Annotated in this window: 11 protein-coding genes; 2 read left to right on the top strand and 9 right to left on the bottom strand. The window is 36.5% G+C overall.

The window, feature by feature from the left end; genetic code table 11:
• Window positions 1-2 precede the first annotated feature (2 nt).
• Both I600_RS13485 and I600_RS13480 read right to left on the bottom strand, forming a co-directional pair.
• Complete coding sequence (locus tag I600_RS13485; RefSeq protein ID WP_058105046.1) at window positions 3-1,535, bottom strand: peptide MFS transporter; 1,533 nt, start codon at window positions 1,533-1,535, stop codon at window positions 3-5.
• A gap of 16 nt (window positions 1,536-1,551) precedes the next feature.
• The gene (locus I600_RS13480; protein ID WP_058105045.1) at window positions 1,552-3,717 is read right to left on the bottom strand and encodes a S9 family peptidase; all 2,166 of its coding nucleotides are present in this window, start codon (window positions 3,715-3,717) and stop codon (window positions 1,552-1,554) included.
• Window positions 3,718-3,927: 210 nt separating this feature from the next.
• Here I600_RS13480 and I600_RS13475 point away from each other — a divergent pair, with 210 nt between their 5' ends.
• Together I600_RS13475 and I600_RS13470 are read left to right on the top strand one after the other, a co-directional pair.
• Window positions 3,928-5,244, top strand: coding sequence for a hydroxymethylglutaryl-CoA reductase, degradative (locus I600_RS13475; RefSeq protein WP_058105044.1), 1,317 nt, complete (start codon window positions 3,928-3,930; stop codon window positions 5,242-5,244).
• An 11-nt stretch (window positions 5,245-5,255) separates the two neighbouring features.
• Entirely contained in the window at window positions 5,256-6,167 is a 912-nt protein-coding gene (locus I600_RS13470; protein WP_058105043.1) for a GYDIA family GHMP kinase, read from the top strand.
• A 52-nt stretch (window positions 6,168-6,219) separates the two neighbouring features.
• Here the strand turns inward: I600_RS13470 and I600_RS13465 are convergent, their stop codons facing one another.
• The 7 genes from I600_RS13465 to I600_RS13435 all read right to left on the bottom strand — a co-directional run bounded on the left by I600_RS13465 (window position 6,220) and on the right by I600_RS13435 (window position 13,981).
• The gene (locus I600_RS13465; protein ID WP_058105042.1) at window positions 6,220-8,337 is read right to left on the bottom strand and encodes a peptidylprolyl isomerase; all 2,118 of its coding nucleotides are present in this window, start codon (window positions 8,335-8,337) and stop codon (window positions 6,220-6,222) included.
• 110 nt (window positions 8,338-8,447) lie between these two features.
• Window positions 8,448-9,674, bottom strand: coding sequence for a hemolysin family protein (locus tag I600_RS13460; RefSeq protein WP_058105144.1), 1,227 nt, complete (start codon window positions 9,672-9,674; stop codon window positions 8,448-8,450).
• Window positions 9,675-9,733: 59 nt separating this feature from the next.
• Window positions 9,734-9,940, bottom strand: a complete 207-nt coding sequence (locus I600_RS13455) for a hypothetical protein (protein ID WP_058105041.1) — start codon at window positions 9,938-9,940, stop codon at window positions 9,734-9,736.
• A complete protein-coding gene (gene lptC / locus I600_RS13450) occupies window positions 9,933-10,547 on the bottom strand; it encodes an LPS export ABC transporter periplasmic protein LptC (RefSeq protein WP_058105040.1) in 615 nt (204 codons plus the stop codon). The genes I600_RS13455 and lptC overlap by 8 nt, the downstream gene beginning before the upstream one ends.
• Before the next feature lie 5 nt (window positions 10,548-10,552).
• Window positions 10,553-11,926: a hypothetical protein gene (locus I600_RS13445; protein WP_058105039.1), complete on the bottom strand. Its 1,374-nt coding sequence runs from the start codon at window positions 11,924-11,926 to the stop codon at window positions 10,553-10,555.
• A 39-nt stretch (window positions 11,927-11,965) separates the two neighbouring features.
• A complete protein-coding gene (locus I600_RS13440; protein WP_058105038.1) occupies window positions 11,966-13,252 on the bottom strand; it encodes a hypothetical protein in 1,287 nt (428 codons plus the stop codon).
• On the bottom strand, window positions 13,253-13,981 hold the full coding sequence (locus tag I600_RS13435; RefSeq protein ID WP_058105037.1) for a type III pantothenate kinase: 729 nt from the start codon (window positions 13,979-13,981) through the stop codon (window positions 13,253-13,255).
• Window positions 13,982-14,004 lie beyond the last annotated feature (23 nt).

Raw genomic sequence — 14,004 nt, 5'->3', positions numbered from 1 at the left:
TACTAATGTACCTTACCCATTAACTTTTTAATGATCGGTGATGCTACCAGAACAATTAACCCTGCACCTATAGCATACTTGGCTATTAATAAAAAGCCATCTGTATATACCGTTAAGGTTTCAAAACCATTTACATCACCATCTGAACTTTCTATAGCCAATTGTTTACCGATGAAGCCAACAATTTGGAATGCAAAGGCAGATGATAAGAACCATACCCCCATAATAAAAGCTATTAACCTTGCAGGAGCTAAATCGGTCATTTTAGACAACCCAACAGGTGACATAAAAAGTTCACCCACAGATAGCAAGAAATACATTAGCAACAAGTATGTGAACGGTACAAAACCATTTTCATTGGCACTACCGCCACTAATAGCAAGAACGTAAAAACTGATTCCCGCAAAAAGTAATCCCAATCCAAATTTATAAGGTGTTCTAGGGTTCCAATTCTTTTTACTTAACCATGTCCACATCATTGAAATAGGAATAGCCAAAATGATAATAAACATAGAGTTCAACGAATTGGTCTGTGCAGCCGACATAATACCGTCAAGATCAATATTTCTTGCTGCGAACAACGTAATTACACTTCCGGATAGTTCATGAAAACCCCAGAAAATGGTCATAAAAAAGGTAAGTAGCACCGCGACAAACAATTCTTTTCTCTCTTTAATATTCGCTTTGAACATTTCGTAAGCCAAATATGCCAAAACCGCTATACCAATACCTGTAAATATAATATTGACAATATTCTGATCCGCAAACATACCTTCTGTAGCAACTGCCTTATAAGAAGATAATAACAACGCAATCAACGGTGCAGACAACACAGCTAAAACCGGCACAAGAATTCCTTGTTTTACACCAAGTACCTTTTTTTCCAAGACTTGCTCATTTGGAGGCAAACCTCTATCGCCAAATACATTTTTTTGAATTCCGCTCCAAAAAACGATCAACCCGGTCAACATACCTATTCCTGCCAGACCAAAACCATAGTGCCAGCCATATGTTGCGGCCAGCCATCCACATAATAATGGAGCTACCCATCCCCCAATATTAATACCCATATAAAATATGGTGAATCCAGAATCTTTTTTAGGATCTCCTTTTTCATACAGCGTACCCACAAAAGTAGAAATGTTAGGTTTAAAGAACCCGTTACCTACAATAATGAGCGACAAGGCCAAAAAGAAGGCCATATTGTTTTCTATAGCTAATACAAAATGCCCTATGGACATAAGAATACCGCCCAAAAAAATTGAGTTTCGCATTCCTAAAATCTTATCTGATAATTTGCCACCAATTACGGTAGAGGCGTATACCAATGAACCATAGGAAGAATAAACTGCCGCCGTAGCATAATCTCTTTCTGCCAAGGCTTTGAATATTACGTCTATCATGTAGAGCGTGAGCAGTGCACGCATTCCGTAAAAGCTAAAACGCTCCCATAATTCTGCAAAGAATAAGTAAAATAAACCCTGTGGGTGCCCAAAAACCTGCTTTTGGTCTGAAAATTCGGTACTTTCAGTCATATTGATGTTAGTTTGATTATAGTTTTTCTTTAATAAAATTGGTCATTTTGTTATAGAGGTGAATTCTTGTATTTCCACCATAAATACCGTGGTTTTTATCCGGATAAATTCCCCAATCGAATTGCTTATCTGCCTGTATCAAAGCCTCGATCATACGCATTGAATTCTGCACATGAACATTATCATCACCAGTACCATGAATAAGTAAGTAATCGCCTTCCAACAAGTGAGGATAGTTAAACGGCGAGTTATCATCATATCCACTTGGATTTTCCTGTGGCGTTTGCATATAACGCTCTGTATATATTGTATCATAAAAAGCCCATGAGGTAACAGGTGCTACCGCAATTGCCATTTCAAAAGTGTCGTTACCCTTTAAAATACAATTTGTGGACATAAAACCACCATAGCTCCATCCCCATATACCTATTCTACTTTCGTCAATGTATGGCAACTCGCTTAATTTCTTAGCAGCGGCTATTTGATCTTCTACTTCATATTTACCCAACTCTTTTTGGGTAACCTTCTTGAAATCCCTTCCTTTAAAACCCGTACCACGGCCATCTACACAGGCAACAATATAACCTTCCGCCACCAAACTCTGGTGCCAGTAGTCGTTCGCCCCCATCCAACTGTTAGATACATTTTGAGATCCAGGACCACTATATTGATACATAAACAATGGATATTTCTTAGTTGAATCAAAATCTTTTGGCTTGATCATATAAATGTTCAAATCATTGCCATTAATTGAAATTGTAGAAAATTCTTTAGGACTCACAGCATAACTTTCCAGTCTTTGTAATAATGGACCATTATCTTTTATATCCTTTACCTTTTTACCGTTTATTGCCTTATGCAGTGTGTATACAGGTGGTATTTCAGCACTAGAATACGTATTTATAAAATACGTGAAATCTGTACTAAATGAAGCATTGTTGGTTCCTTGGGTAACAGCTAATGCCTTTTTATCATCTCCGCCGCTACTAATATTATATACCCCACGATTTATTGATCCGTTCTCGGTAGACTGATAATAAATTTTATCTTCGTTTTGATCGTAACCATAGTATTTGGTAACCTCCCAATCTCCCTTGGTGATCTGACTCATAAGATTACCGTCTTCCCCGTATAGATATATATGATTATAACCGTCTTTCTCACTGGTCCAAATAAAACTATCATCTTCTAAAAAAGTAAGATTATCGGTGATATCGACATAAGCATCATCTTTCTCTTCCAGTAACACAGATACTTCATTCTTTTTAGCATTTACGGCATACATTGTTAAATGATCCTGATGCCTGTTCAAAGTTTGAACACTCAACATATCTTTATGGTTCATCCATTTAATTCTTGGTATGTAGTATGCGCTATTTAAATCTACCGCAGCAATATTACCACTTGCAACATCTAAAAGATGTAAGGTAACTTTTGAATTGTTCTCTCCGGCCTTTGGGTATTTAAATACGTGTGGTTGTTGATATAGCCCTGTACCGTAAACATCCATAGAAAATTCGGGCACACTTGTTTCATCAAAACGTAAAAAAGCTATCTTACTTCCATCGGCATTCCATTCGAAAGCTCGTACAAAAGAAAATTCTTCTTCATATACCCAATCTGTTACACCATTTATTATTTGATTCTTAACTCCGTCTTGGGTTATTTGTTTGGTTTCACCACTTTCAATGGTAAAAATATAGAGGTTATTATCCTTCACATAGGCTACTTGGCTACCATCTGGAGAAAACAATGGTTCTTGAATTTTTGATTCACTAACCTTTACTACCTTCTTAGATGCAATTTCATATACATAAAAAACACCCAACCTTGACCTTCTAAAAATGGGTTCTATTTCAGTTGAGAGCAATAATTTTTTTTCATCATCGCTAAAGGTATAAGCTGAAAAGGAAGGTATTTCGGCTAAATCTGCAGAAGATACTACGGTACCTACTTTTTCCAAGGTCTTATAATCATATTTATCCACCGTTGTAGATTGGCTAAACCTGTTTGTATGAAGTACGGTGTATTGAGTACCGTTATTCATGGAACGTAGAGCTTCAAGACCTTCGGTTCTAAAAGCACCTTGATAAATTTCGGAAACTGATATCTTTTTTTCCTGTGCCCAAATAATTACGCTGAACGAAAGTAAAATCAACGTAAACAAGTGTGTTTTTCGCATAAAAATTTGAATTTTGTTAAATCTCTCAAGTTTACCACTATTTCCTTAAAAAAACACGCTTTACTGAAAAAAAGAAGCTGGTTTTAACGCTTTGCTTAGATAAATTAGATTCAGGTCAATATGCTTATCTTTACCAGCGTAAAATTGGAATCTATTGGAGGTGTCCAATTCTTTACAAAACATGAACCATTAGTAGAAAGTTATACCTAAATGACCGAGCCAATAAGTGGTTTTTCCAAACTTTCCAAAGAAGAGAAAATAGATTGGATCACCACAAATTACACCCAGAATGCAGCACAATCAAGAAAAATTCTGCAAACGTATTGGAATCTAGACCAAAGCGTTCAACAGTTGCACGATGAATTTATTGAAAATACCATTACCAACCTCTACGTACCCCAGGGCATAGCTCCCAACTTTTTAATAAACGATACGCTTTATGCCATACCCATGGCCATTGAAGAGAGTTCGGTTATAGCGGCAGCGAGCAAAGCCGCAAAGTTTTGGCTAAAAAAAGGAGGATTTAAAACAACGATATTAGGAACCGAAAAAGTAGGTCAAGTTCACTTTATATACAAGGGCGATACCAATAGGTTAAATTCTTTTTTTACTTATTTAAAGCCCATTTTATTAGCTGAAAGTGCCTCTTTAACTTCCAGTATGGAAAAAAGGGGCGGTGGTATTACAGATATTGTTTTAAAAGATAAAACCAAGCAACTAGAAAACTATTACCAACTACATGCCACCTTTGAAACTAAGGATGCCATGGGTGCCAATTTTATTAACAGCTGTTTAGAGCAATTTGCAGCTACTTTAAAAAAAGAGGCCGGTAATTACGATGATTTTTCCACACAGGAAAAAGATATTGAAGTAGTAATGAGCATTCTGTCCAATTACGTCCCCAATTGTAGCGTACGTGCAGAAGTTAGTTGCCCGGTGGAAGATTTAAAACTTACAGAAGAATTAACACCACTGCATACCGCCGAAAAAATAGTACAGGCCATTAAAATTGCACACATAGAACCCTATAGAGCGGTTACGCATAACAAGGGCATCATGAACGGTATAGATGCGGTTGTTTTGGCCACTGGTAACGACTTTAGGGCCATAGAGGCAGGCGTACATGCTTATGCTTGTAGAAATGGTCAATACAGCAGCCTGACCCATGCATCCATTGAAGATGGAATCTTTACATTTTGGATAGAACTTCCCTTGGCTTTAGGCACTGTTGGCGGGCTCACAAATTTACATCCGCTGGTAAAACTAAACCTTGAAATACTACAACGACCTTCTGCTGAAGAACTCATGCAAATTATAGCGGTAGCGGGTCTAGCACAAAACTTTGCAGCAGTGAGTTCATTGGTTACTACCGGAATTCAGAAAGGACATATGAAAATGCACCTTTTGAACATTCTTAACCAGCTGGGCGCCAATGAAAACGAAAAAGCTAAATTAGTTACATATTTTAAGACCAACCCCGTAACGCACCACGGCGTGGAACTACAACTTAACGAGATAAGAAAATAAGCCTTTACCATATGCCCACATCCTTTTACAGCAACGGTAAACTATTGCTCACTGGAGAATATGCTATTCTTGACGGAGCCACAGGTCTGGCTTTGCCTACAAAATTTGGACAGTACCTGAGCTTATCCCACTCAGATTCAGAGAATTTTATTTGGAACAGTTTAGATGAAAATGATGCTGTTTGGTTCAGTTCAGAATTTTCCAAGAATAGGCTTGAAACCATTCACACTTCTGACCCGGAAGTAGCTCACAGGCTATCTCAAATTTTAGTAGCGGCTAAAAAACTTAACCCTTTATTTTCACCAACTACAGATGAAGTAAATGATGTAGAAACAAAAGTAACCTTCCCTAGAGATTGGGGCCTTGGCACTTCTTCTACCTTAATAGCAAATATAGCATCTTGGGCAGAAATAAACCCCTATGAATTACTGGAGGCTACCTTTGGCGGTAGTGGTTACGATATTGCTTGTGCTACACATAAAACGCCAATTACTTATCAAAGAAATGGCTTTAGTCCAAACATACAGGAAGTCAGTTTTAAACCTAATTTTGAAGACCGACTTTTCTTTGTTTACCTGAACGAAAAGAAAAATAGTAGAGATGCCATTACCAGTTATCGCAACTTGAATTTCAATAAAACCCAACTGCTTAGCGCAATCAACAAAATCACCGATAAAATTTTAAGCTGTACTTCTTTGAAGGAGTTTGAACACCTACTCAACCAACACGAAAAGATTTTATCTAAAACACTTCAGGTACCCACTATTAAAAGCACTCTTTTTGCAGACTATCCGCATACAATAAAAAGTCTAGGTGCCTGGGGCGGAGATTTTGTCCTTGCTATTGGAACAGAGGATGATATGGTATATTTTAAAAATAAAGGCTACCATACCATTCTGCCTTATCAAAAAATGATATTATAAAAAAAGAGCATCTAAATTAGATGCTCTTTTTTTATTTTGACAAACTAACTTTTTAGTAAAAAGTAGCTCTTTTATCTTCTATTTCCGCACCTTCTTTAAGAGCGTTATACACTGCAGTATTTACACGAGCAGCAGCTCCTGTTTTTAGTGCATTTGCATATACACTATAATTATCAAGCTTAGGTGCTTCGGTTTTCTTTACAATTTCAATTTTAAAGATTCCGGTGTTACCTTCTATTAAACCAGAAGTTGCACCTTCAGCCATACCATAAGCAGTTCCTACCACTACAGGCTCGCTACCTGCACCAGGAATTGTAGGAGACTTTACCGTAAGAGCAGAAGCATTTGATACACTTACACCATTATCAGATGCAATAGCACTCATGTCTTTACCTTTATTGGCTGCAATAATCTTTGCGGCTTTACGCTCTTTTCTAATTTTAGGCAACACTAGCACAGAAGCATCTTCAGCACTCATAACACCTTCTGCGTAAGAACCTGTAAGTTGAACTACTGCATAACCGTTATTAATATTGAATCTCTTAATGTCACCAACCTCAGTATCTCCATTGAAGGCCCATTGTACAATATTTCTTTGATTTGGCAAACCAGGAAGGTTTTCATCCAAAGCTTTAATTTTGTTTACCGGACGTACAACATAGTTACCCTCTTTTGCCAATGTTGAAAAAGCACTTTCATCATCTGTAGTTTCCATTTCAAATTTGGTCGCATTGGTAAACAACGTATTTATTGTTTCTTCTGAAGCTACTATCTCTCTTGAAACAGTTGCAATCTGAACCACATCTTCCTTATCATCAATTTTAATTACATGAAATCCAAAATCTGTTTCGACCATACCGATCGAACCTTCTGAGTTTCCAAATGCAAAGTCATTAAAAGCAGGAACCATTACCCCTCTTTGAAAGTACCCTAAATCTCCACCATTGGGAGCAGATGGACCATCTGAATTATCTCTAGCCAAGGTTGAAAAAACAACACCAGATTTTTTTGCTTCCCTTAATAGTTCTTTGGCCTTTGCCTCAGCTTCCTCTTTTGTTCTCTTTACTTCCGGGTTTGCTCTTGTAGCACCTTCATATGCTAAAAGAATATGACTTGCTTTCACCGAACCGTTTGGTTTTCTAGCAATCATTTTAGAAATCTTATAAGAATCCCCATCTTTATACGGTCCGTAAATTTGACCTATGTTCAAACTCATTAAGGTGTCCGCAACACTAGATGGTAAATTTTTCTTAGCCTTAAAAATAGTATCGAACTTGGTATCTGAATATCTATCTAAAAATGCCGCAACATCTTTTGTATTTCTAAAACCTCTGATAGTATCGTTACGGTCTGTTTGAGAATTATACTCGATCGTATCGTCTAAAAGTTTTGTGATTTCTTCTTTGATAGCAGCTTCATCAGCTTCAGAAGGCTTTTCCTGAAAAAATACATACTGTAAATCTCTTGCAGGATCCTGCTTGTACTCTTCTTTATGCTTGCTAACGTAATCTGCAATTTCGCTTTTAGTTACTGTTATTGTACTATCTGGGATAGAAGTATAAGGTACTCTTACATACTTAATATCCATTTTCTCGTTAGCCAATTTATAATCTAGCTCACCCTCTTTTAAGGTAGCACCAACGCCTGCCTTAACCATGTTAAAGTAAGTTTGCTCTTTTGCCAATTGTACGATCTCAGCTTCTGTTTGCAACCAGGCTTCATATTGCGCAGGGTTGTTCACTTTCCAATCTGCAACGGTCTGCTTAAACATATTTGCATCAAACTGACCATTTTGATCTTGAAATTGAGGATTTTGAGCATAACCTGTTGTTCTTAAAAAGTCAACGATCTGATCTTGCTCTATACCAATACCTAAATCTTCAAACTGCTCACCTAAGATGGTCTTTCTTATTTTATTTTCCCAAACCTGATTTACTACTTGCATATTAGATGCAGTAGGACCAATTCTGTTAGAAGCCACCTCAACCTCTTGTCTAAATTCATCAATAGAAATATCTTCTCCATTAATTTCGGCTACGGACGAACCTACTTTATCCCCTCCAAAATTGCTACTGGTAAATACCCCAGAAATAACAAATGCAAAAAGTGCCAACCCTATGATCAAGATCAACACTGTTGTACGTTTCCTAATATTTTCTAATACTGCCATTCTTATTAACGTTTAAAATAATCGTTTGTGGTTATTGGGTGGCAAAACTACCATTTTTAATTGAAATAATAAAAACTAAAAAGCCACCTAATTTATTGATTGATGCACTGTTATTCCTCTTCCAAAACTTCTATGGAAATCAAATCTATTTTTGTGTTGGAAACTTCCAACACGGTAAACTTATATTGCTCTATAGTAAGCTCTACCTCTTTCTCAGGTATTTCACCCAAAGTATGCACTAAAAGCCCACCAAGGGTCTCATATTCATCTGATACAGGAAGACTTAATTTATAATTTTCATTGATATCATCTACTTCTAACCTTGCAGAGAACAAATAATGACGCTCATCTACCCGCTCTTCCCTTAAATCCGTAGTATCATGCTCATCTTCGATCTCACCAAAAAGTTCTTCAACAATATCTTCTACCGTTACCAAACCAGAGGTACCGCCGTATTCATCTAAAACAACAGCTATACTTTTTCGTTTTTTGATGAGAACATTCAATATATCTTGAATAAGCATGGTCTCCGGCACAAATTCAACCGGCAGTAAAATACTTTTAATTGTCTTAGGTTTTTTAAAAAGCTCATAAGAGTGTACATAACCTATAACATTATCTACGGTATCATTATATACCAGTATTTTAGAATAGCCCGTTTCCGTAAACAATTTCGCCAAGTTTTTTGGAGTTTCGTGCATTTCTACCGCAACTATTTCAGTTCTAGGCACCATAACTTCCCTAGCCTTTACAGCTGCAAACTCTAATGCATTCTGAAAGATCTGTATTTCAGTATCTACTTCATCTTCCTCCTCTACCGTCTCCATTTGCTCGGTAATGTAATCTCCCAACTCTAACTTGCTAAATGCCAATTGGACCTCATCACCTGATGTACCAAATACGTACTTCAAAATAATATCGGACACCCAAATAATAAAGTCGGATATAAATGAAAAAAGTATATAAAATAAAAATGCAGGTATCGCCAATAATTTCAAAAGGTTATTGGCATAAATCTGAAATAGCACTTTAGGTAAAAATTCAGCGGTAATCAAAATGATGAACGTAGATATCAAAGTTTGGGTCAACAAACTAAAATCTGTAATCAACAACTGCAAAATTGCATTATCGGGCACTATTTCAGTGAACCAATTCATGAGTAATTCTCCCATGAAAAGTCCATAAATTACCAATGCAATATTGTTACCAATAAGCATGGTAGCTATAAATTTTGATGGTTTTTTAGTTAACCTTGTCAGTACAGTTGCTAAAAAGCCCTCTTGTTTTTTCTCAATTTCAATATGAATTTTGTTCGCAGAAATAAAGGCAATTTCCATTCCTGAGAAAAATGCTGAAAAAATCAAGGAAAGTATAATGATAATACCGGCTGTACCCACTATTTATTTTGATTATCACGCTTACGCTGTTCAAATTTCTTTCTATAATTTCGTCTAAACAAAAACATACCTATTGAAATTACGGCAAAAAATATAAAGAAATACGCCATACTTCGATCGGTATTCCAATCCGTTATTATTCTATAGATAGAAAAGCCCGCGACTATAACGTACAAATACTCTGTATATCTTAAAATATTAATCATTTTTTTCTTCTTTATCTTCTTCTTTGATCAACATTAAACCATAGGTTTTATGTGCATTTAAAAACTTCAGGTCTTTTTGTATATCCATACCTTCACCATCCATTACAGTACCGTCATCTGGATTGGTAAACGTAAATTTTTCTTGGGTAAAAGCCCACTCATTACCACGATCATAATATAGCTGTGATGTAGCTAGCTTTTTACCGTCATCTCCTTTTATAAGCACATTACCACGCAAATCTACAATAGAAGTCTTAGAGTACAATACTCCATAATCTGCCTCTATCGTTGTTTTTTCATTTTTCTCGTTAAAAATTTCCACCAGCAGACCTTCTGGAAAAGTTTGATACGGAAATGAAAGCTGCTCAAAATCGTTTCTGATCGGTCCGGATAATACTGCCATTACTCTAGACGAACCGTCATCTTCAGATCCTAATTTTTCAGGTGTTTCAGTATAGGTAAGTACAAAATCCTCTACTACACCCCTGGGGTAAATTTTCTTTACCGCTTCTTCACCCACTCTCTTGTAATTATCTTGACAAGATAAAAAAAGCATTGCCATGGTACATACCACGGCAATGCCTCTAAAATTATAAATCTGTTTCATTTTCTCTATAAAGAAGGTACTTTCACGCTACCACCAACCCAACAGTTGAACGTAACGGTCTTACCGGCCATACCTGAACTAAAGATCATTTCTTTAGTTGGAGCCTTAGCATTGTAACTGTTTGCCGCTTGACTAGCTGAACCTCCTAATGAAGGATCCACTCTTCCTGCCTGTCTAGCCATATCTGCAGCTTTCCAGTAAATTGCTCTCTTTTCAAACGCTGAGCTACCACAATCGTTAGCACTTGTTGCGTACAAGTTAGCAATTAAAAGATATGCACGACCATTTGACGGGTTAGCATCAATAGCTTTTTGAGCGTATTTACGTGCGGTAGACTTACTACCTTTTCTTTTGTTGATCACAGCAACTTTGTAAGCGATCTTAGATTTCTTATCGTTATCTGTTTCTAAAGACAATGCCTTATCAAAATCCGCAAGGGCACCAGAACTATCTCCGTTCTTCATTTTTAATGTACCACCATAAACATAAGCATCTGCAGAAGGATCTAGAGATAATTGTGCTTCAAATAACTTTTGGAACATTGGATCATCTGTACACTCTTTGTTGAACATAAGACCTACCGCTCTTTTTACCCAAACAACATCACCCTTTTTCTCTTCAAAACTCTTTTCATATAAAGGAATAAGGTTACTACAATCTGCTAAAGGACCTAATTTAGAATCAATACTACCAGCAATCTTACCATAAACCTCAGAGTAAGAGTTATAAGACTTTAAACGAGACTTTTCTTTTGAAGTTAAAGTACCAGCTTCTTCTTTTGGTAAAAGCTTAGCTATTTTACCTGTAAGCTTTTCATTTTCAGTTTCTATTTTTTCGGTAACTGCATCATATACATCAAAAACTTCTTGTAGATCTTTTCTACCTGCTTTGTGCTCATCAACCAAACTAGAGAAATAGATATATAAAGCCTTTGGGTTTGTAAAATTAGCTTCATCTTTTGTAAATGCCTCGCTTAACATACTGTACATCTTAGCATCATCTGCCATTTTGTTATCGTACATTACCAATGCCTTATCTACCATTGTTTCACCCGGACTAGTTTTAGATGAAAAATGTTTAAGCTTATTATCATAAAGCCCCATAAGATCGTTGGCAAACTTTTCTTTGTCCGCACCTGTAGCCTTATCTACCTTATCTTTTAGGATACGCTCACCATAAACATATATAGCATTGTTTAATTGAGGACATGTTTCATAAACCATTTTCCATGGCTCATAGGCCGCTTCATAATTTTTAACTTTTGCATGCTCGGAAAATATAGACAGGTTGGTCATACATTCAGGGTTTTGCGCCTGCGCATTGCTCACTCCCATCATCCCAAGGAACATAATTGCCGTGAAGTAAAGTTTCGATTTCATTTTTTCTCTTTTTAAAATGGTTAATGTACTAAATTTTTATTAATTGATTTTTCTTTTCTGGAACCAACGATCGTTCAATGAGAGACCTACATTAAATTTAAAATAGCTTTCTTCAATCAAATCCGCCCTAGTAGTTCCTCTTCTACCAAACTCAAAACCTAAGTTAAGGTTAGAGAAACTTCTGCCCAGTGGTAAGCCTAATCCAAAAGTTATGCCAAAGTTATTTATATCAACATCGTTCACCAACATACCCGTCTTATCTAAACGTAGACCTGCACGGTAGGTAACCCTTTTTAAATAACTTGTAAATGAATCATGATCAGGGGTTAGAAAGGCACCAAAGGCAAATGAACTTGCATCTTCATACGCCACATTAGCTGAACCCAAGAAAACATTTTCAAAAGAACTCATTTCTTGAAAACTATATTCTGCACCCACAAACCATTTATAATCTTCACCATAACCAATACCCAAAGTAGTGGTGGTCGGTATCTTTAATTCTGTATTCTCTAAATTCTGAGCAGCCAAATTCACCTCTAGCTCTTCTATGGTTACACCACTGGCTACTGAAAAAGAACCCAATTGCCTATCATTCTTGGAAACCAAATTACCTTGGGTATTCACACGAACCGATGTATGAAGTCTTTGCCTACCCTTAATTAAAGGCGTATAATTTAAGGCATAGTTGAAATCAAAACCATTTACTCTAGATGAACGCCTATCAAATGTACCAAACTGCACATCTTCTATTTGCTGCAACCTTTCACTTTCAAGTGTACCAAAATTGAAATTAACGGTTGCACCAATACTTAAGTCTTTTACAATTTCATACCCAATTGAATAAAAAGCGCGGGTTAAACCACCCTCACCCGTATAAACATTAGTCAACGACCCGCCTGTTTCGGTACGATCATCAACCAAATTATATCCTACCGAAGAATATGGCATTATACCAAACCCCATACCCAAACCTTTACCTACACTAAAACCAAGTGCCAAGTAATCTAAACTTGTAATAGAGCTTTCCTCTTCTGCTGTGAAACTTTTAAGCGTAAATTGTTTATTGGAGACCCCTGCGGTATAGGTCACCAATCCTTCCCTGTCCATAACTTCTAGACCTAACTTACCAAAAGCTGCTGGGTTTTTTAAATTGATATGAATACTATCGGCATATACACCAATACCTCCCATCATTTGATTTTCTACCGTACTGTTATTTTTTAAGTCACCTATTCCGTAAAAAGAATAAGGAGAAACAGTACCATCTTGAGCGTACAAACCAATAGTGGTTATGTATACAATTGTAATTACAATTTTTCTGATCATTTAGTGCTTGTTGTATTCCAGCAAATAATTAAGCCCTTTCAGGAGAAATTTGGAATCCGCAAATATGGTATTTTTTAATCGTTTAGACAAAAATAGTGTGTCTCCACCGGTTAAAATAACTGTTAAATTTTTAAATCTTGCTTTGTAAAGATCAATGACACCGTCTATTTCCAGTGTAATTCCATTTACCGCCCCACTATGTAGACAGTTTTCAGTGGTGTTGCCAATGTAGTCTAACAGCTCCTTTTTTTCGAGTAACGGCAATTTAGATGTTTGGTAATGCATAGCATTGTACCGCATTTGCAAGCCTGGGGAAATTGCGCCGCCTAGGTACTCATCAAAATCATTGATCATATCAAACGTAACACAGGTTCCGGCATCAATAACCAAATTATTTTGATGTGGATTATAATAATAGGCAGCCGTAGCCAAGGCCAAACGATCTACACCCAAAGTTTGTGGAGAGGCATAAGAGTTCTTAAACGGCACTTTTGACGCATGACTAAGCTCATGAAGTTCACTAAAAATAGCCAAAACCTTAATCTGGTCCTTTGAAATTGACCCTACACTAGAAATTATTGAAAATTCTATTTTAGGAAATTCCTTGAAAATTCTTTTTACTGCCTCAACAAACAAATCTACAACAACAGTCTCTAAATGAATTATTTCCGACTTTTTAAAGATCGCTAATTTGACATTTGTATTACCCGCATCAACAATTAAATTCATGTTGCAAAGATTAAAAATTAAAA

It is taken from the genome of Maribacter dokdonensis DSW-8, assembly GCF_001447995.1.
GTDB classification, from domain to species: Bacteria; Bacteroidota; Bacteroidia; order Flavobacteriales; family Flavobacteriaceae; genus Maribacter; species Maribacter dokdonensis.
The sequence above is the reverse complement of the archived record's forward strand: the minus strand, read 5'-3'. Positions and strand labels throughout refer to the sequence as shown.

What these genes read in the sequence shown, in the direction of transcription:
- I600_RS13485 (WP_058105046.1), bottom strand. Translation starts at nt 1,535, where the DNA reads ATGACTGAAAGTACCGAATTTTCAGACCAAAAGCAGGTTTTTGGGCAC.
- I600_RS13480 (WP_058105045.1), bottom strand. Translation starts at nt 3,717, where the DNA reads ATGCGAAAAACACACTTGTTTACGTTGATTTTACTTTCGTTCAGCGTA.
- I600_RS13475 (WP_058105044.1), top strand. Translation starts at nt 3,928, where the DNA reads ATGACCGAGCCAATAAGTGGTTTTTCCAAACTTTCCAAAGAAGAGAAA.
- I600_RS13470 (WP_058105043.1), top strand. Translation starts at nt 5,256, where the DNA reads ATGCCCACATCCTTTTACAGCAACGGTAAACTATTGCTCACTGGAGAA.
- I600_RS13465 (WP_058105042.1), bottom strand. Translation starts at nt 8,337, where the DNA reads ATGGCAGTATTAGAAAATATTAGGAAACGTACAACAGTGTTGATCTTG.
- I600_RS13460 (WP_058105144.1), bottom strand. Translation starts at nt 9,674, where the DNA reads ATGGAAATTGCCTTTATTTCTGCGAACAAAATTCATATTGAAATTGAG.
- I600_RS13455 (WP_058105041.1), bottom strand. Translation starts at nt 9,940, where the DNA reads ATGATTAATATTTTAAGATATACAGAGTATTTGTACGTTATAGTCGCG.
- lptC (WP_058105040.1), bottom strand. Translation starts at nt 10,547, where the DNA reads ATGAAACAGATTTATAATTTTAGAGGCATTGCCGTGGTATGTACCATG.
- I600_RS13445 (WP_058105039.1), bottom strand. Translation starts at nt 11,926, where the DNA reads ATGAAATCGAAACTTTACTTCACGGCAATTATGTTCCTTGGGATGATG.
- I600_RS13440 (WP_058105038.1), bottom strand. Translation starts at nt 13,252, where the DNA reads ATGATCAGAAAAATTGTAATTACAATTGTATACATAACCACTATTGGT.
- I600_RS13435 (WP_058105037.1), bottom strand. Translation starts at nt 13,981, where the DNA reads ATGAATTTAATTGTTGATGCGGGTAATACAAATGTCAAATTAGCGATC.